Raw genomic sequence first — 17,011 nt, 5'->3', positions numbered from 1 at the left:
TCGGAGGAGCCCAAAACGGGGAAGGGATCGCCCGTTGATAGGGCATATTTCGGGAAAAAACCATCGCGTGAGAGCGACCTTTGCGCGTCGGACTACTGCATGTTTCCTTAAATCGTCCCCGATTTAAGGACAAAAACATGCAGCCATTCAAAGTGCTACAGCGTCCTTTGTGCGTCTGAAAAGACGCACGGCGCTGTAGAGCAGAATCTAAGCAGCTTACAAGAGTGCAGGCGCCGATACCCCCCTCTGCCCTGCCCGGCATCCCCCAAGGGGGGAGATTCGCCAGAAGCAAAGCCCCTGCCGACAGCGAGCTCGCAACAAGTCGCCGACTTCGACGCGTAGCGTTGATTTGGTCGCGCGGCCATCGCAGCTTGCCGATCTCCCCCCTTGTGGGGGAGATGCCCCACAGGGCAGAGGGGGGTGCAGGCGAGAGACGCTACTCCAATCGGGCGGACACTCTCATCGGCAACCCACCTCTCGGCTGCGTCGTCAGCCTCTGCACCGGCCAGGGATGCGTCTCGTCGGTCAAATCGAAGCGGAAGCGGTGCATGAGCACGGCGAGCGCGATGACCGCCTCCTGCAGTGCGAAGGTCGCGCCGATGCAGACACGCGGCCCTGCGCCGAAGGGGAGATATTGGAAGCGGTTGATCTTCTCGCGGTTTTCGGGAAGGAAACGTTCCGGCATGAACGCGCGGGGTTTCTGCCAGTAGAGCACATGGCGATGCAGCGTCCAGGGCATGATCAGCACCGATATGCCTTTGCGGATCGGCACATGCTTGCCCTCAGGTGACGTCCATTCATCCTCTTCGATCGCGGCGCGATTGATCGACGGGGCCGGCGGATAGAGCCTCAATGCCTCTTCGAAGGCGGCGAGCACATGCGGCATGCGCCCCAGCCAGTCAACCGGATCGGCGCCGCTTGCCATTGTTTCGTCGATCTCCCGCTCCATCTCTTCGCGATAGGTGGGCGTATTTGCGACGCAATAGAGGCACCAGGCAAGCGCGCGCGCCGTCGTCTCGTGGCCGGCGCCGATGAAGGTCAGGATGTTGTCCTCGATCTCGGAGGTCGACAGTCCCTCAGGGCCCTCGATCTGGAGCAGCATGGTCAAGAAGTCGTTGGGGACGTTTTCCGACTGTTCGGCAATTCGCCTCCGGCGCTCCGCCATGGTCGCGGCGACGATGCCGCGGAATCGGCTGAGTACTTTCCGGCCACCGATCCGGGTGAGCCGCGGCACCCATTCCGGCGCGGTCAGCATATCCATTGGGTCGACGCGCCCCATCCGCTGGAGCAGTTCCTCGGTATGGGCGGCAAAGCCCCGCTTCTCCACGGCGATCTCGCCGGAGAAGAGCGTTTCAGTCAGGATTTCGAAGGTCAGCTCCGTCATATCGGCGGCAATGTTCGTGACGAAGGGCTCCGACAGGGCGGGCTCATAGCGTTCAGCGAATGCCTCCGAGACGCTGAGCATCTGGCCGGCGAAACCTTTCGCGTGGCGCGGCGTAAACACCGGCGCCATCGCCTTGCGCGATCTTCTCCAGACCTCCCCTTCCGCCGTCAGCAGCCCGTCGCGCAGAATCGGGCGGAGGACCAGCCGCCGAACTTTCGACATTTCGTAGTTGGCAGCGTTCTCGACGAGAATGTAGCGGATGAGCCCAGGATCGTTGACGATCAGGTTCCGCTGATTCATGAACTTCGTCTCGATCCAGGGCAAGGTGTAGGAGGGCTCGCCCCAGAGCTCGAGCGGGTTGCGCAGAACGGTGCGGATGATCTCAAGCCGCGAAGGAATGCGGTTGCGCGGGACGGGCGCGGGCGGCTCGAACGGCTCCGGTCGCGTGTCCATGTGAAATGCCTTTCTTGACGGCCCACCGTTTCAGTTTTTTACGGTGCAATCAAGAAAATGCTTCACGTGAATCATAAGGCAAGCCGGGATATGAGACGGTCGCCCTCGTGGCCGCTCACAACAGGCTTTCGAGCTCGGCGCGCTTTTCATTGACCAGCCAGCCGTAATAATTTTCCTCCGGCCAGTAGATCTCGCCGCCGGTATTCTTCGCTGCAAGCGCGGCCGCGCGCGCGTCGGGGTTGCCGACATTATAGAGCGTTGCCGTAAGGCCCGGATTGTTCGAAATGTCCATGCCGGCGATCGAGCGGTAGACGTCGATCGAATGGCGGATCGAGGCGGCCATGTAGGCAAGCGACACGTCCGGATCCATGATCGCCTCGTAGACGCCGCCGGCGTTGTTCTCGTCAAGGCGCTCATAGCCCGAGACGCGCGAGACCATGTCCGTCAGCATCAGGGCCGTCAAAGGATTGATCTGGCCGAGACCGAAAGTCTGGCCGGCGAAGAAGGGCTGGAAAAAGACGGCGCTGAAGCGATTGTTCGGGAAGGGTTTGCCGGCGACGGTGCGGCCACGGAACTCCCTGTCCCAGACGCGCTCGCGGCAGCTCCAGAGCGCGTAGGAGCCCTTCTCATCGGCACAGTCGGCAAATTGCGGCCGCTCCACGAACTCGGCGATCGACTCGCCGTCATAGCCGAATTGGAAGCTGTTGCCCGCATAGGCGGCCGCCTTGACGTAATAGGACTGCAGCCGATCATAGGCGTCGACATTGTAAGTATGTTCGCCGACGATCGCTCCGATCATGTGAATGGGCGCGATGCCATAGGCTGCCGCGGTCGACTTGATCTTGGCGACGAGCTGACGGTCGCTGGCGAGGAGATCGCGCACCTTCTCGAATTTCGCGTCGAAGGAGGTGCGGCCCGCCTTGGTGCGGCGGACGGAGGCGCCCGGAACGCTCGGCTGCTCCGCATGGCGATTGCCCTCCGGGACGGCACGGATCTCGGCCGCAGCCGAGGCCCCGGCGGAGAGGCAAAGCGTCGCGATCACAAACAGGCAGGCGGTAAGGCGCACGATCTGGTTTTCCTGTGAGACTTCCTAAGAAACTGGCGGACCCGGTTCGTCCGGGCGCGGCCCCCTAAGGCAAGATCATGTCAGAATGATGCCCTATTTCTTAACAGCTGCCGATCGCTCTAGAGAAAATGAAGGCGCCTGTCGAGTGACAGGCGCCCACAAATCGGTGATCGGCAGCAGCGTAAAGCCGCTGTCACAGGATATAGCGCGAGAGATCGGTGTTGGCCGCTAGATCGCCGACATTCTTGCGGACGTACTCCGCATCGATCGTGACCCCTTGGCCGCCGCTGTCCGGCGCGTTGAACGAGATATCGTCGAGGACGCGCTCCATTACCGTCTGCAGGCGGCGTGCGCCGATGTTCTCGACATTGGCGTTGAGCTGGACGGCGACCTCCGCAAGCGCGTCGATGGCGTCCTCGGTGAAGTCGAGCGCGACGCCCTCGGTCTCCAAGAGCGCCTTGTATTGGCGGATAAGGCTTGCCTCCGTCTCCGTCAGGATGCGGCGGAAATCCTCCTTGGTAAGCGCGCGGAGCTCCACCCGGATCGGCAGACGGCCCTGCAGTTCGGGCAGGAGATCCGACGGCTTCGACACGTGGAACGCGCCTGACGCGATGAAGAGGATGTGGTCGGTCTTCACCGGCCCGTATTTCGTCGCCACCGTCGTGCCCTCGACCAGCGGCAGGAGGTCGCGCTGCACGCCCTCGCGCGAAACGCCGGCGCCGAGGCCGCCGTCGCGGGCGGCGATCTTGTCGATCTCGTCGAGGAAGACGATGCCGTCGTTTTCCGCCGCGGCCATCGCTTCGCGCTGGATCTGCTCGTTGTCAAGCAGCTTGTCCGATTCGTCGTTGATCAGGAGCTCATAGGAGTTCTTGACGGTCGTCTTGACCTTCTTTGTCCTGCCGCCGAGCGCCTTGCCGAACATTTCCGAGAGGTTCAGCACACCGATATTGGCGCCCGGCATGCCCGGAATCTCGAAGCCGCCCGGCGCGCCGGTTTCGGCGATATCGACCTCGATCTCCTTCTCGTCGAGCTCATTGGCGCGCAGCTTCCTGCGGAAGGAATCACGCGTCGCCGGCGAGGCGGTCGCGCCAACCAGGGCATCGAGCACCCGCTCTTCCGCGTTCTGGTGTGCCTTGGCCTTCACTTCGGCGCGTTTCTTCTCGCGCACGAGCGTGATGCCGACCTCGACGAGATCGCGCACGATCTGCTCGACGTCGCGGCCGACATAGCCTACCTCGGTGAACTTAGTGGCCTCGACCTTGACGAAGGGTGCACCGGCAAGCTTGGCGAGACGGCGGGAAATCTCCGTCTTGCCGACGCCCGTCGGGCCGATCATCAGGATGTTCTTCGGCATGACCTCGTCGCGCAGCTCGTCGCTGAGTTGCTGACGACGCCAACGGTTGCGCAAGGCGATCGCCACGGCGCGCTTCGCATCCTTCTGGCCGATAATGTAGCGGTCGAGCTCCGAAACGATTTCTCTGGGTGAAAAGTTGGTCATCAATTCCTCTCAAATTCCGTCCGCGTCAGCTCCATCAGGAGTGTCCGACCGGACTTGTCTATCCATTCGCCGAAGGGCACGAAGCCGGCCTTCGAATAGGCGCGGACCGCGCGACGGTTGCCCGCATCGGGGTCGATGACGATGCGTGCGGCGCCATTTTCGAACAGCCTTCCCGCAAAGGCCTTGAGGACTGGCGCGGCAACACCCCTGCCGGTCATCTCGGGCGGGCCGATGAAGATGTCGACGCCGGGCGTATCGGACGAGAGGTCCTTCGCCCAGGGCTCCTCGTCATATTGCGAGGGGATCCAGGACTGGATGTAGCCGGCCGGCTCGCCCTTCACATGGAAGACGAAGCCGTCGACCTCGCCCTTCGCACAACCGTCACGGATCAATCCGAGTTCCACGTCCGGATCGCCCCACCATTGTCGGACATGCGGCTCCGAAAGCCAGGCAAGCAGCATCGGCAGGTGGCGCTCGGCCACGCGCTCGAAGCTGACATCTGCCGGCTCAATCCGCATCCAGCGTCTCCACGACGATGTTGTGGTTGGTGTAAACGCAGATATCGCCGGCGATTTCGAGGGCGCGCCGGGCAACTTCCTCGGCCGACCTGTCGCTGTCCATCAGGGCGCGGGCGGCCGCAAGCGCATAGTTCCCGCCCGAGCCGATGGCAATCGTGCCGTGCTCCGGTTCGAGCACGTCGCCATTGCCGGTGATCGCGAGCGTCACCGTCCTGTCGGCAACCAGCATCATCGCCTCGAGGTTGCGCAGATATTTGTTCGTGCGCCAGTCCTTGGCAAGTTCGACGGCCGCACGCATCAGCTGGTCGGGATATTGTTCGAGCTTCGCCTCGAGCCGCTCCAAGAGTGTGAAGGCGTCCGCCGTCGCGCCGGCAAAGCCGGCGATTACGTCGCCTTTCGACAGGCGGCGGACCTTGCGGGCATTGCCCTTCATCACGGTCTGGCCAAGGCTCACCTGGCCGTCTCCCGCCATCACCACCTTGCCGTTCTTGCGCACCGTGATGATGGTCGTCGCATGCATCGTTCCGTAAGGATTGTGTTCGCTCATGAAGATACCCATAGGCCCCGGATCGGGGCATTGCGGCTTGAAGGAGTCTGTTACTCGAGGCCTATGTAAGTGTGCCTCACGCGATTGCAAATGTCCCGCGCATCGCGACCACCGCCCCAACGACCCGCTCGTTCGAATCTCCGTTGCAGTTCTGGATATTTCGCGCCTCCCCTGATATGGAGCGGCTCTGGAGCGGAACGGGCACGCAAGGTCCGCCTTGCAGCACCGCGTTTCGTCCAACTTCATTGATATCGCTCCGGTCGCAGGGTCCTTTTGATCCCGATCTTCGGAGAGCGTAAAGGAGAGCCTGATGGCAGACGTGACGCAGACCCGCACCGGCCAGGTTTCGCGAAAGACGAATGAAACCGCCGTCTCCGTCTCCGTCAACATCGACGGAACGGGCGTGTCGAAGATCGCGACAGGCGTCGGCTTCTTCGATCATATGCTGGACCAGCTCTCGCGCCACTCGCTGATCGACATGGAGATCAAGGCGGACGGAGACCTTCATGTCGACGACCACCACACCGTCGAGGACACGGGCATCGCCATCGGCCAGGCGATCGCCAAGGCGCTCGGCGACCGCCGCGGCATCACCCGCTATGCCTCGATCGATCTCGCCATGGACGAGACGATGACGCGCGCCGCCGTCGACGTCTCGGGACGGCCTTTCCTCGTCTGGAACGTGAGCTTCACCTCGCCGAAGATCGGCACCTTCGATACCGAACTCGTGCGCGAGTTCTTCCAGGCGCTCGCCCAGCATGCCGGCATCACTCTGCATGTGCAGAACATCTACGGCGCCAACAACCACCATATCGCCGAGACCTGCTTCAAATCCGTCGCCCGCGTGCTCCGCACCGCTACCGAAATCGATCCGCGCCAGGCTGGACGCGTTCCCTCGACCAAGGGCACACTCGCCTGAGCCGGCCAAATCTGGCTTAAAGACATGGCCTCCTATCTGATCATGACCCCGCCCGGCGCACCGGCAGACGACGAGAAAGCGCGGTTCATCGCAGACGGCTTTTCCTGGGCCGCCTTTTTCTTTCCCGCCATCTGGCTTCTCGTCAAACGTGCCTGGCTCCTCGGAATCGCCGTTGCTGTTCTGCAAATTCTGTTAATCCTTCTCTCGACGATCCCGGGTGGATTTGCGGCCGCGCTCATCATGCAGATCGCGCTCAGCCTCCTCGTCTCGCTCGAAGGGCCGCTTTTCGTCGCCAAAAGGCTCACGGCACGGGAGTGGACGCTCCGCTCGATCATTCCGGCGCGCGATCGCGAAACGGCGGAAGAGATTTATTTCTCGAACACGGCGGCCGACAATCCTGGAAAGGCAACTCCGTTGCCGTCGATCGAGTGGTCCACGACGAAACGGCCGCGCCGCACCTCCGGACTCGGCTTTTTTGAATCCTATGGAGAACGCTGATGCGGGTCGCCATCATTGACTATGGATCGGGCAACCTGCGCTCGGCCACCAAGGCTTTCGAGCGGGCGGCGCGCGAAGCCGGCATCGCCGCGGAGATCGACCTCACCGAAAGGCCGGAACGGGTCGCCTCCGCCGACCGCATCGTGCTTCCGGGTGTCGGCGCCTATGCCGATTGCCGGCGCGGCCTGGCGAGCGTCGCCGGCATGCAGGAAGCGCTGACGGAGGTCGTCGAAAAGGCCGGGCGGCCCTTCCTCGGCATCTGCGTCGGCATGCAGCTCATGTCCTCGCGCGGCCTCGAAAAGACCATCACCGAGGGTTTTGGCTGGATACCGGGTGACGTCGTCGAGATGACGCCCGAGGACCCGTCGCTGAAAATCCCCCAGATCGGCTGGAACACATTGAGGCTCAGGCGCCCGCACGCGCTGTTCGAAGGCATTGCGACCGGCGAGAGTGGGCTGCACGCCTATTTCGTGCATTCCTATCACCTCGCCGCCACAAATGCCGAGGACGTGGTTGCCGAGACGGACTACGGCGGACCGGTGACGGCCTTCGTCGCGAACGGCAACAGGGCGGGCGCGCAATTCCATCCGGAAAAGAGCCAGACGCTCGGCCTGGCCCTAATTTCCAATTTCCTGCGTTGGAAGCCTTGAGGCTTCGCGCGATCCGAACGGACGAACATATGATTCTCTTCCCCGCGATCGACCTCAAAGACGGGCAATGCGTGCGCCTGAAGCTCGGCGACATGGACCAGGCGACCGTCTACAATCCCGACCCCGCCGCCCAGGCGCGCGCCTTCGAGGAGCAGGGTTTCGAATGGCTGCATGTCGTCGACCTCAACGGCGCCTTTGCCGGGGAGACGGTGAACGGTGCCGCCGTCGACGCAATCCTCAAGGCGACGAAAAATCCGGTGCAGCTCGGCGGCGGCATACGCACGCTCGAGCATATCGAGAGGTGGCTCGGCCGCGGACTCAAGCGCGTTATCCTCGGCACGGTTGCCGTGCGCAATCCGGCGCTGGTGATCGAGGCCTGCCGCAAGTTCCCGGGCCGCGTGGCAGTTGGCATCGACGCCAAAGGCGGCAGGGTGGCGGTCGAGGGCTGGGCGGAAGCCTCCGAACTCGGCGTCATCGAGCTCGCCAGGAAATTCGAGGGTGCCGGCGTCGCGGCGATCATCTACACCGATATCGACCGCGACGGCATCCTCACCGGCATCAACTGGGCCTCGACGCTGGAGCTCGCCGATGCGGTCACGATCCCTGTCATCGCCTCCGGCGGGCTCGCTTCGATGGATGACATCCGCAGGATGACGGCTCCCGATGCATGGAAGCTCGAAGGCGCCATTTCCGGCCGGGCGCTCTATGACGGCCGCATAGATCCCAAGGAGGCCCTGGCCTTGATCCGGGAAGCGAGAAAGGGGATGGTCCGATGACGCTCAAAGCGCGAGTGATCCCCTGCCTCGACGTCAAGGACGGGCGCGTCGTCAAGGGCGTCAATTTCGTCGATCTCATCGACGCCGGCGATCCGGTGGAGGCGGCACGCGCCTATGATGCCGCCGGCGCCGACGAGCTCTGTTTCCTCGACATCACCGCCTCCTCCGACAATCGCGAAACGATCTTCGACGTCGTCGCGCGCACCGCCGAGCAGTGCTTCATGCCGCTCACCGTCGGCGGGGGCGTGCGTCAGGTCGCCGATATCCGCAAGCTCTTGCTTGCCGGCGCCGACAAGGTATCGATCAACACGGCCGCGGTGAAGAACCCGGAATTCGTCGCCGAGGCCGCCGACAAGTTCGGCAATCAGTGCATCGTCGTCGCGATCGACGCCAAGAAGGTTTCGACGCAAGGCGAGGCGGACCGGTGGGAGATCTTCACCCATGGCGGTCGTCACCCAACGGGCATCGACGCGATAGAGTTCGCCCGCAAGGTCGTCGATCTCGGTGCCGGCGAAATCCTTCTGACATCGATGGATCGCGACGGCACGAAGGCGGGCTACGATATCAAGCTGACGCGGGCGATCGCCGACGCGGTGCGTGTGCCGGTGATTGCGTCGGGCGGCGTCGGCACGCTCGATCATCTGGTGGAAGGGATCCGCGACGGCCATGCGACGGCGGTGCTCGCCGCATCGATCTTCCACTTCGGCACCTACAGCATCGGCGAGGCTAAGCGTTACATGGCCGAGAACGGCATCGCCATGCGCCTCGATTGAGGCGGGGCCGGCAACGAAAAGGGATCTGACCATGACCGAGTTCACTCTCTCCGACCTGGAGAAGATCGTGGCGACCCGCGCCAAGGCGGCGCCGGAGGACTCCTGGACCGCGAAGCTCGTCGCGGCCGGCCAGCAGAAGGCGGCCAAGAAGCTCGGAGAGGAGGCGGTGGAAACGGTGATAGCGGCGATCCGCGACGATCGGAAGAATCTGGTCGATGAGAGTGCCGATCTCCTCTATCATCTTATGGTCGTATTGAATATCGCCGCCGTCCCGTTGCAGGATGTGATGAGCGAACTGGCCAGGCGGACGAGCCAATCCGGCCTGCAGGAGAAGGCAAACCGGCAGAATCCATGAGCATCGCCGCGAAAGACATCGAACCGGTGGACGTTCCGGGCAACCTCAAAGGCGGCGAATATTCGCCCTATCACGTCTTCTCCGCCGAGGAATGGTCGCGTTTTCGCGCCGATACGCCGCTGACGCTGACGTCCGACGAGGTCACGCGGCTGCGCTCGCTCAACGACCCGGTCGATCTCGACGAGGTGCGGCAGATCTATCTGTCGCTGTCGCGGCTTCTCTCGGCCCATGTCGAAGCCTCGCAGCTCCTCTTTCACCAGCGCAAGCGCTTCCTCAGCATGTCGGACGAAACGAAGACGCCCTTCGTCATCGGCATCGCCGGCTCGGTCGCCGTCGGCAAGTCGACGACCGCGCGCATCCTCGCCGAGCTGCTTGCGCGCTGGCCCTCGAGCCCAAAGGTGGATCTCGTCACCACGGACGGCTTCCTTTATCCGAACGCGATCCTGCAGCGGGAAAACATGATGGATCGCAAGGGCTTCCCCGAGAGCTACGACATCGGCGCGCTGCTCAGATTCCTCTCGGCGATCAAGGCGGGCCGGCCGAACGTCAAGGCACCGACCTATTCGCACCTGACTTACGACGTCATCCCCGACCAGTTCCAGGTTATCGACCGGCCGGACATTCTGATCTTCGAGGGAATCAATGTCTTGCAGTCGCGCAATCTGCCCGCCGACGGCAAAATCGTGCCGATGGTCTCGGATTTCTTCGACTTTTCGATCTATATCGACGCGGAAGAGAGTCTGATCCACAGCTGGTATGTGAGCCGCTTCATGCGCCTGCGCGAGACGGCGTTTCAGAACCCGCAGTCCTTCTTCCATCGCTACGCGACGATCGGCGAGGACGCGGCGCGGGCGATCGCCGAAGGGCTCTGGCACAACATCAATCTCAAGAACCTGCACCAGAATATCCTGCCGACACGTCCGCGCGCCGACCTCATCCTGCAGAAGGGGCCCAACCACCTGACCCAGACGGTGGCGCTGAGGAAGCTCTGAGCGATAGAGGTAGCCAACGGCTTTCGACCTTCGATCGATAAAATCGGGAAAGCGGGCGTTGAAAGCCCCTCTGCCTGTTAAGGATTGACCCGCCGCAGCGTCAGATTGAGGCGGCCGCCGTTCTTCAAGAGCGTCGAGGTATTCGGATAGATGCGATCGACGCCGTGGAAGGCGAGGCGTCCTTCGCCGCCGAGCACGACGACGTCGCCGCTTTCGAGCCTGAACGACACGGTCTGCCCGCCGCGCGTCTTGCCGCCTACACGGAAGAGGCAGCTATCGCCGAGCGAGATCGAAACCACGGCGGTTTCGAGGTCGCGCTCGTCCCTGTCCTGGTGCAAACCCATGCGCGCGTCGGCCGAGTAGAAATTGACGAGGCAGGCCTCCGGCGTCTTGTCGCTTCCCGAAACGGCGCGCCAGATTTCGAGCAGCATGTTCGGCAGCGGCGGCCACGGCCTGCCAGTCACCGGATGCTCTGCCTGGTAGCGGTAGCCGCGCTCACGATCGGTGACCCAACCGAGCGAACCGCAATTCGTCATGCGCACCGACATCGGCTTGCCGGTCTTCGGCATTTCCGGCACATAGAGCGGCGCCTCGGCGACGATCGCGCGAACGGCCTCGACCAGTTTCTCTTGCCGCGAACGGTCGAGAAAGCCCGGAATATGTCTCACGCCTTTCGGCAGCACCAGCATTGCCAGCTTCTTCCGTTATCACGCATTGTCTGGCCGTTCCACGTCACGAAATGAACTAGCGCCCGCGGGCGCTCAGGACCACCCGAAAGCGGCCTTGGAGACTTCACTCGCCCTCGGGACGGCCGCGCAGCTTCTTGACCTCGGCGCGGCCGGATTTCTCCTTCAGCCGCCGCTCGATGGAACTGCGCGTCGGCTTCGTCTTCCTGCGCGGCGGAGGCGGCGGTTCTGCCGCCTTCAGGATCAGTTCCTTCAGCCGATCGCGGGCGTCCTCGCGGTTGCGCTCCTGGCTGCGGAAGCGATTGGCCTCGATCATCAGCACGCCATCCTTGGAGACCCTGCGGCCCGCCAGTTTCAGCGCATTGGCCTTGACGCGCTCCGGCAGCGACGGCGAAGCCTGGACATCGAAGAAAAGCTGGACGGCCGTCGACACCTTGTTGACGTTCTGTCCGCCCGGTCCGCCGGCCAGCACGAATTGCTCCGTCAGCTCCCAGCCGGCGATCACGATATTCTCGTCGATGTAAAGCGGTTCGCTTGCCATGTTCGCTCCTCAGCGTTCTATGGCACAGAGTCGTGCGCTTGAGAACGACCACGCAAATGCAAAACCCGGCCGCAGGCGGCCGGGTTTCACGTGAATCATGGCATCGCGATTATTCGGCGGCAACCTTGGCGCCTGGAGCGGCGTCGCGTACGCTGCCGTCGACATGGCTTTCGAACTTGGCGAAGTTCGCGATGAACATGTCGACCAGACGGCGGGCCTGGACGTCATAGGCGGCGCCGTCGGCCCAAGTCGAACGCGGGTCCAGGATACGGTCGTCGACACCCGGAACTGATACCGGCACCGCAAAGCCGAAATGCGCATCCGTACGGAAGTTGGCGCCGTTCAAGGAGCCGTCGAGCGCGGCGGAAAGCAGGGCACGCGTCACTTTGATCGGCATCCGGCTTCCGGTGCCATAGGCGCCGCCGGTCCAGCCGGTGTTGACCAGCCAGCAGGTCACGCCGTTCTTGGCAATGAGCTCCTTGAGCAGGTTTCCGTAGACCGACGGATGACGCGGCATGAAGGGGGCGCCGAAGCAGGTCGAGAAGGTCGCTTCCGGTTCCGTTACGCCCTTTTCGGTGCCGGCGACCTTGGCGGTGTAGCCGGAGAGGAAGTGATACATCGCCTGTTCCGGCGTCAGCTTGGCGATCGGCGGCATCACGCCGAAGGCATCGGCCGTCAGCATGATGATGGTGCGCGGCTGCGGCGCCGTGCCGGTCTCACTGGCGTTCGGAATAAAATCGAGCGGATAGGCGATGCGGGTGTTTTCCGTGAGCGATCCGTCGTCGAAATCGGGAACGCGCCGCTCGTCCAGAACGACGTTTTCCATGACCGTGCCAAAGCGCCGCGTCGTCGAGTAGATCTCCGGCTCGGCCGTTTCCGACAGGCGGATGGCTTTGGCATAGCAGCCGCCTTCGAAGTTGAAGACGCCCTTTTCGCCCCAACCGTGCTCGTCATCGCCGATCAGCGTGCGGTTCGGGTCAGCCGAGAGCGTCGTCTTGCCGGTACCGGAGAGGCCGAAGAAGACCGCGGTGTCGCCGGCGGGGCCGACATTCGCCGAGCAGTGCATCGGCATGACCGACTTCTTCGGCAGGAGGTAGTTGAGCACCGTGAAGACCGACTTCTTCATCTCGCCGGCATAGGAGGTGCCGGCGATCAGCACGAGACCGTTCGTCAGGTCGCAGGCGATGATCGTCTCGCTGCGGCAGCCGTGGCGCGCCGGATCGGCCTTGAAGCTCGGCAGGTCGATGATCGTCAGCTTCGGCTGGAAAGTCGCCAGCGCCTCACGCTCCGGACGGATCAAGAGATTGCGGATGAAGAGCGAATGCCATGCGAATTCGGTGACGACGCGCGTCGGCAGGGCGTTTTCCGGATCGGCGCCGCCGATCAGGTCCTGCACATAGAGCGACATGCCCTTGGCGTGCGCCAGCATGTCCTGGCGAAGGCGCTCGAAGTTTTCCGGAGAGATGTGGTTGTTGTTGTCCCACCAGATCTGATCGGCCGTTGCGGCGTCTCGCACGACATACTTGTCCTTGGGGGACCGGCCGGTGTGCTGGCCCGTACGAGCGCTGAGGGCGCCATGGGCGGTCAACTGAGCTTCGCCGCGGCGAAGGGCCTCCTCGTAAAGCTGCCCCGCCTCGAAGTTATAGCGAACGACCGAGAGGTCCGAGAATCCGAGCGTTTCCAGTCCGTTCGAGGGGTTGCGGCTGCCAAGCTCATCCATGGTCAAGCTTCCTTCGTGTTTGGCCATTGGCGTTGAATTTCGTCGGAACATACCGGCAAGGTCAGCGCAAGACAAGACACGGCTTGCTAAAACAATAATGATATCAGTACATTAATCGATTTAAAGAAAAATATGCATTTTTTAATCGGTTGAATCACAGGGCGCGGGAAGCTATTTTTCACAGGATTTCCGGGGGACGGGATCAGGTGCTTTTGTACTTCGCCACAATTTGTTCCACCTTTATACTCAAGTAACGCATCCGTGACTCGCGCTGCCGCCGTTCTCAAAGGTGGATTCCGGCGCCGGACCCCAAAGACGGAGTTGAACTACGATGCAGACCATCGCGCTTGTCGATGACGACCGCAACATCCTGACATCGGTGTCGATCGCCCTCGAAGCCGAGGGCTACAAGGTCGAAACCTATACCGATGGTGCTTCCGCACTCGAGGGCCTCTTGGCGCGCCCGCCGCATCTGGCAATCTTCGACATCAAGATGCCACGCATGGACGGCATGGAACTGCTGCGGCGGTTGAGACAGAAGTCCGATCTGCCGGTGATCTTCCTCACCTCCAAGGACGAGGAGATCGACGAACTCTTCGGCCTGAAGATGGGGGCGGACGATTTCATCACCAAGCCCTTCTCGCAGCGTCTGCTGGTCGAGCGGGTGAAGGCGATCCTGCGCCGGGCGCCAACTCGCGACGCCGCCGCTGCCGCTGCCGGCGGCGCGGCCAAAAACGGCGAGGCGCCATCCCGCTCGCTCGAGCGCGGTCAGCTTGTCATGGACCAGGAGCGCCACACCTGCACCTGGAAGAACGAACCGGTGACGCTGACGGTCACGGAATTCTTGATCCTCCATTCGCTGGCGCAGCGCCCCGGTGTCGTGAAGAGCCGCGACGCGCTGATGGATGCCGCCTATGACGAGCAGGTCTATGTCGACGACCGGACGATCGACAGCCACATCAAGCGGCTTCGCAAGAAGTTCAAGATGGTCGACGGCGACTTCGACATGATCGAAACCCTCTACGGAGTCGGCTACCGCTTCCGCGAGACGGCCTGAACGGTCGCGGGCTTGCCTTCGCGCCGATTGTGGCTCATTGAGAACCGCAGCCACGGCTGATCGCAGACGGCAATGGAGGTGGCTGCGGTCCGCTTCGTGCCATTCCGCCCCGGACCTCGGCCAGTCGTGCGCAGGGCGTTGGCGGAAGGCGCGCCGGCTCGAACCGCCGGTGCAAGGAAAGCAAGGCGACGGAAGTCCGTCGCGGGAGCGGAAGACTTGGTAGCAGTCTTGCAGGGCGAGATCGAAGATTCTGACGGACGGAGCGCAGCGTCGCGCGGGCAGCGCCGATGGGCGCATCCGTTTACGCTGATCCGGCGCCTGTTCGGCAACGCCGTCTTCTCGAGCCTTACGCGACGCATTGTCTTCTTCAACCTCGTGGCGCTCGTCGTTCTCGTCGGCGGGATCATGTATCTGAACCAGTTCCGCGAGGGCCTCATCGACGCCCGGGTGGAAAGCCTGCTGACGCAGGGCGAGATCATCGCCGGCGCCATTTCCGCCTCCGCCTCGGTCGACACCAACTCGATCACCATCGATCCGGAAAAGCTGCTGGAGCTGCAGGCCGGCGAGAGCATCACGCCGCTGCCGAGCGACGAGGACCTCGAATTCCCGATCATCCAGGAACGTGTCGCGCCGGTTCTCAGAAGACTGATCTCGCCGACGCGCACGCGCGCGCGCCTGTTCGATGCCGATGCCGACCTGCTCCTCGACTCGCGCCACCTCTACAGCGGCGGCCAAGTGCTTCGTTTCGACCTGCCGCCGGTCGATCCGGAAACTCCGAGCGTCACGGAAAGGATCAGCACCTGGTTCAACCGGCTCTTACAGCCAGGCGACCTGCCGCTCTACAAGGAGCCGCCAGGCGGCAACGGCTCGATTTACCCCGAGGTGATGAACGCGCTCACCGGCGTGCGCGGCGCCGTCGTGCGCGTCACCGAGAAGGGCGAGCTCATCGTTTCCGTGGCGGTACCGGTGCAGCGTTTCCGCGCCGTCCTCGGCGTATTGCTTCTCTCGACGCAGGCGGGCGACATCGACAAGATCGTCCATGCCGAGCGGCTGGCGATCATCCGCGTCTTCGGCGTGGCGGCGCTCGTAAACGTCATCCTGTCGCTGCTGTTATCCTCGACGATTGCCAATCCGCTCAGGCGGCTGTCGGCCGCTGCCATCCGCGTGCGCCGCGGCGGTGCCAAGGAACGCGAGGAGATCCCCGACTTCTCCTCCCGCCAGGATGAGATCGGCAACCTCTCGGTGGCGCTGCGCGAAATGACGACAGCGCTCTACGACCGCATTGCGGCGATCGAGAATTTCGCTGCCGACGTCAGCCATGAGCTCAAGAACCCGCTCACGTCCCTGAGGAGCGCCGTCGAAACGCTGCCGCTGGCGCGCACGGAGGAATCGAAGAAGCGGCTGCTCGACGTCATCCAGCACGACGTCCGGCGCCTCGACCGGCTGATCAGCGACATTTCCGACGCCTCACGGCTCGATGCCGAGCTTGCCCGCAGCGACGCGAAGAAGGTCGATCTCGAAAAGCTCCTCGGCGACCTCATCGATATTTCCCGCCAGATCCGCGGCAAGAAGAAACAGGTGCTGCTCGACTTCGTCGTCGATCGCAAGGACAATCCGAGGGCGAGCTTCGTCGTCAGCGGCTATGAGCTGCGCATCGGCCAGATCATCACCAACCTGATCGAGAACGCCCGCTCCTTCGTTCCCGAACCGAATGGCCGCATCATCATCCGACTGACCCGCTCGCGCTCGCGCTGTCTCGTCTATGTGGAAGACAACGGCCCGGGCATCCAGGCGGAAGACATCGACCGGATTTTCGAACGGTTCTACACGGACCGACCGGAGGGCGAGGATTTCGGCCAGAACTCGGGCCTCGGGCTTTCGATCTCGCGCCAGATCGCCGAGGCGCATGGCGGAACGCTCAAGGCCGAGAATATTGTCGGCAAGGGCGGCGACGTGACCGGCGCGCGCTTCATTCTCTCGCTGCCGGCCGAGCCGCACCCGTGAGCGCTGCGAGCTGCAACATCCACGCCACGGCCATGGTTCTCGGCACGACGGGCTTCCTTGTCACCGGGCCTTCCGGCTCGGGCAAGTCGGCACTGGCGCTTGCCTGCATTTACGAGGTGCGGCGTCGCGGCCGCTTCGCGGCACTCGTCGCCGACGATCGGGTGGATCTTTCGCTGGAAAACGACCGGATCGTCGCGCGCTGCCCCGCCGCCATTCGCGGTCTGATCGAGGTTCGGGGCAGCGGCATCGCGGAGGTTGAAACCATCTCGGCCTGCGTTCTCGAATGGGCCATCACGCCGTCAAGGGCCCCTTTCGATCCCCGCATGCCGCCGGAGCAGGAGGAACTGCCGCTTCAAATCGGGCGAAGTCTGCCGCTGTTGCGTCTTCCCGTTGAAGGGCCACTGTCGCCCGTCGATGCACTCGTCGCTCTATCGCCTGAAAAATTAGGACTTTAGCCTTATTCAAAGGCAGGAAGGCTGCTTTTTCGGCATTTTGGGCTTGCACTTCGCCTTTTCCTTGCCAAGATGGCCGCCCCAATAGGTGGACGAAATTGCTGCAGTGCGATATCTGACCA

General features: G+C 63.0%; 18 protein-coding genes. 10 read left to right on the top strand and 8 right to left on the bottom strand.

Annotated elements, in window-relative coordinates; genetic code table 11:
• Positions 1-436: 436 nt before the first annotated feature.
• The 5 genes from M728_RS16150 to hslV form a co-directional block, all read right to left on the bottom strand.
• Complete coding sequence (locus M728_RS16150) at positions 437-1,837, bottom strand: cytochrome P450 (RefSeq protein WP_026619432.1); 1,401 nt, start codon at positions 1,835-1,837, stop codon at positions 437-439.
• A gap of 115 nt (positions 1,838-1,952) precedes the next feature.
• Complete coding sequence (locus M728_RS16145) at positions 1,953-2,903, bottom strand: DUF1402 family protein (protein WP_026619433.1); 951 nt, start codon at positions 2,901-2,903, stop codon at positions 1,953-1,955.
• Positions 2,904-3,096: 193 nt separating this feature from the next.
• Positions 3,097-4,401, bottom strand: a complete 1,305-nt coding sequence (gene hslU, locus M728_RS16140) for an ATP-dependent protease ATPase subunit HslU (RefSeq protein ID WP_026619434.1) — start codon at positions 4,399-4,401, stop codon at positions 3,097-3,099.
• Positions 4,401-4,919 carry a GNAT family N-acetyltransferase gene (locus tag M728_RS16135; RefSeq protein WP_026619435.1) on the bottom strand — a complete coding sequence of 173 codons (519 nt, stop codon included), beginning with the start codon at positions 4,917-4,919 and terminating at the stop codon, positions 4,401-4,403. The genes hslU and M728_RS16135 overlap by 1 nt, the downstream gene beginning before the upstream one ends.
• The gene (hslV, locus tag M728_RS16130) at positions 4,909-5,466 is read right to left on the bottom strand and encodes an ATP-dependent protease subunit HslV (RefSeq protein WP_026619436.1); all 558 of its coding nucleotides are present in this window, start codon (positions 5,464-5,466) and stop codon (positions 4,909-4,911) included. The genes M728_RS16135 and hslV overlap by 11 nt, the downstream gene beginning before the upstream one ends.
• Positions 5,467-5,776: 310 nt before the next feature.
• Between hslV and hisB the strand changes: the two genes are divergently transcribed.
• Genes hisB through coaA form a run of 7 tightly spaced genes read left to right on the top strand, consistent with a single transcriptional unit; the run spans position 5,777 to position 10,429 of the window.
• Positions 5,777-6,385, top strand: a complete 609-nt coding sequence (gene hisB / locus M728_RS16125; protein WP_026619437.1) for an imidazoleglycerol-phosphate dehydratase HisB — start codon at positions 5,777-5,779, stop codon at positions 6,383-6,385.
• Between the two features lie 24 nt (positions 6,386-6,409).
• A complete protein-coding gene (locus M728_RS16120; RefSeq protein ID WP_026619438.1) occupies positions 6,410-6,883 on the top strand; it encodes a DUF2628 domain-containing protein in 474 nt (157 codons plus the stop codon).
• Positions 6,883-7,533 carry an imidazole glycerol phosphate synthase subunit HisH gene (hisH, locus tag M728_RS16115; protein WP_026619439.1) on the top strand — a complete coding sequence of 217 codons (651 nt, stop codon included), beginning with the start codon at positions 6,883-6,885 and terminating at the stop codon, positions 7,531-7,533. The genes M728_RS16120 and hisH overlap by 1 nt, the downstream gene beginning before the upstream one ends.
• Positions 7,534-7,562: 29 nt before the next feature.
• Positions 7,563-8,309: a 1-(5-phosphoribosyl)-5-[(5-phosphoribosylamino)methylideneamino]imidazole-4-carboxamide isomerase gene (hisA, locus tag M728_RS16110; RefSeq protein WP_026619440.1), complete on the top strand. Its 747-nt coding sequence runs from the start codon at positions 7,563-7,565 to the stop codon at positions 8,307-8,309.
• Positions 8,306-9,082, top strand: a complete 777-nt coding sequence (hisF, locus tag M728_RS16105; RefSeq protein WP_026619441.1) for an imidazole glycerol phosphate synthase subunit HisF — start codon at positions 8,306-8,308, stop codon at positions 9,080-9,082. The genes hisA and hisF overlap by 4 nt, the downstream gene beginning before the upstream one ends.
• A 31-nt stretch (positions 9,083-9,113) precedes the next feature.
• Positions 9,114-9,437, top strand: a complete 324-nt coding sequence (locus tag M728_RS16100; protein WP_026619442.1) for a phosphoribosyl-ATP diphosphatase — start codon at positions 9,114-9,116, stop codon at positions 9,435-9,437.
• A complete protein-coding gene (gene coaA, locus M728_RS16095; RefSeq protein WP_026619443.1) occupies positions 9,434-10,429 on the top strand; it encodes a type I pantothenate kinase in 996 nt (331 codons plus the stop codon). Before M728_RS16100 ends, coaA begins: the two co-directional genes overlap by 4 nt.
• Positions 10,430-10,506: 77 nt before the next feature.
• On the opposite strand, the gene M728_RS16090 is transcribed toward coaA, so the two are convergent.
• The 3 genes from M728_RS16090 to M728_RS16080 form a co-directional block, all read right to left on the bottom strand.
• Positions 10,507-11,118, bottom strand: coding sequence for an alpha-ketoglutarate-dependent dioxygenase AlkB (locus tag M728_RS16090; protein ID WP_026619444.1), 612 nt, complete (start codon positions 11,116-11,118; stop codon positions 10,507-10,509).
• A gap of 103 nt (positions 11,119-11,221) precedes the next feature.
• Positions 11,222-11,656, bottom strand: coding sequence for an alternative ribosome rescue aminoacyl-tRNA hydrolase ArfB (gene arfB, locus M728_RS16085; RefSeq protein ID WP_026619445.1), 435 nt, complete (start codon positions 11,654-11,656; stop codon positions 11,222-11,224).
• A 109-nt stretch (positions 11,657-11,765) separates the two neighbouring features.
• Complete coding sequence (locus M728_RS16080; protein ID WP_026619446.1) at positions 11,766-13,376, bottom strand: phosphoenolpyruvate carboxykinase; 1,611 nt, start codon at positions 13,374-13,376, stop codon at positions 11,766-11,768.
• A gap of 331 nt (positions 13,377-13,707) precedes the next feature.
• On the opposite strand from M728_RS16080, the gene M728_RS16075 reads away from it, so the two are divergent.
• The 3 genes from M728_RS16075 to M728_RS16065 all read left to right on the top strand — a co-directional run bounded on the left by M728_RS16075 (position 13,708) and on the right by M728_RS16065 (position 16,892).
• The gene (locus M728_RS16075) at positions 13,708-14,433 is read left to right on the top strand and encodes a response regulator transcription factor (protein ID WP_026615249.1); all 726 of its coding nucleotides are present in this window, start codon (positions 13,708-13,710) and stop codon (positions 14,431-14,433) included.
• Between the two features lie 216 nt (positions 14,434-14,649).
• Positions 14,650-16,437: a two-component system sensor histidine kinase ChvG gene (chvG, locus tag M728_RS16070; protein WP_026619447.1), complete on the top strand. Its 1,788-nt coding sequence runs from the start codon at positions 14,650-14,652 to the stop codon at positions 16,435-16,437.
• Positions 16,438-16,469: 32 nt separating this feature from the next.
• Positions 16,470-16,892: an HPr kinase/phosphorylase gene (locus M728_RS16065; protein ID WP_370906476.1), complete on the top strand. Its 423-nt coding sequence runs from the start codon at positions 16,470-16,472 to the stop codon at positions 16,890-16,892.
• Positions 16,893-17,011: the final 119 nt, after the last annotated feature.

Origin of the sequence: Ensifer sp. WSM1721 (genome assembly GCF_000513895.2) — a bacterium.
Classification (GTDB): Bacteria; Pseudomonadota; Alphaproteobacteria; order Rhizobiales; family Rhizobiaceae; genus Sinorhizobium.
This window is presented reverse-complemented; position numbering and strand designations above follow the sequence as displayed.

Bases quoted from the DNA above. Each gene is read 5' to 3' on its own strand.
- M728_RS16075 (WP_026615249.1), top strand. From the start codon at position 13,708: ATGCAGACCATCGCGCTTGTCGATGACGACCGCAACATCCTGACATCG.
- hisA (WP_026619440.1), top strand. From the start codon at position 7,563: ATGATTCTCTTCCCCGCGATCGACCTCAAAGACGGGCAATGCGTGCGC.
- coaA (WP_026619443.1), top strand. From the start codon at position 9,434: ATGAGCATCGCCGCGAAAGACATCGAACCGGTGGACGTTCCGGGCAAC.
- hisF (WP_026619441.1), top strand. From the start codon at position 8,306: ATGACGCTCAAAGCGCGAGTGATCCCCTGCCTCGACGTCAAGGACGGG.
- hslU (WP_026619434.1), bottom strand. From the start codon at position 4,401: ATGACCAACTTTTCACCCAGAGAAATCGTTTCGGAGCTCGACCGCTAC.
- M728_RS16120 (WP_026619438.1), top strand. From the start codon at position 6,410: ATGGCCTCCTATCTGATCATGACCCCGCCCGGCGCACCGGCAGACGAC.
- hslV (WP_026619436.1), bottom strand. From the start codon at position 5,466: ATGAGCGAACACAATCCTTACGGAACGATGCATGCGACGACCATCATC.
- hisH (WP_026619439.1), top strand. From the start codon at position 6,883: ATGCGGGTCGCCATCATTGACTATGGATCGGGCAACCTGCGCTCGGCC.
- M728_RS16150 (WP_026619432.1), bottom strand. From the start codon at position 1,837: ATGGACACGCGACCGGAGCCGTTCGAGCCGCCCGCGCCCGTCCCGCGC.
- arfB (WP_026619445.1), bottom strand. From the start codon at position 11,656: ATGGCAAGCGAACCGCTTTACATCGACGAGAATATCGTGATCGCCGGC.
- M728_RS16080 (WP_026619446.1), bottom strand. From the start codon at position 13,376: ATGGATGAGCTTGGCAGCCGCAACCCCTCGAACGGACTGGAAACGCTC.
- M728_RS16090 (WP_026619444.1), bottom strand. From the start codon at position 11,118: ATGCTGGTGCTGCCGAAAGGCGTGAGACATATTCCGGGCTTTCTCGAC.
- hisB (WP_026619437.1), top strand. From the start codon at position 5,777: ATGGCAGACGTGACGCAGACCCGCACCGGCCAGGTTTCGCGAAAGACG.
- M728_RS16135 (WP_026619435.1), bottom strand. From the start codon at position 4,919: ATGCGGATTGAGCCGGCAGATGTCAGCTTCGAGCGCGTGGCCGAGCGC.
- M728_RS16100 (WP_026619442.1), top strand. From the start codon at position 9,114: ATGACCGAGTTCACTCTCTCCGACCTGGAGAAGATCGTGGCGACCCGC.
- M728_RS16065 (WP_370906476.1), top strand. From the start codon at position 16,470: ATGGTTCTCGGCACGACGGGCTTCCTTGTCACCGGGCCTTCCGGCTCG.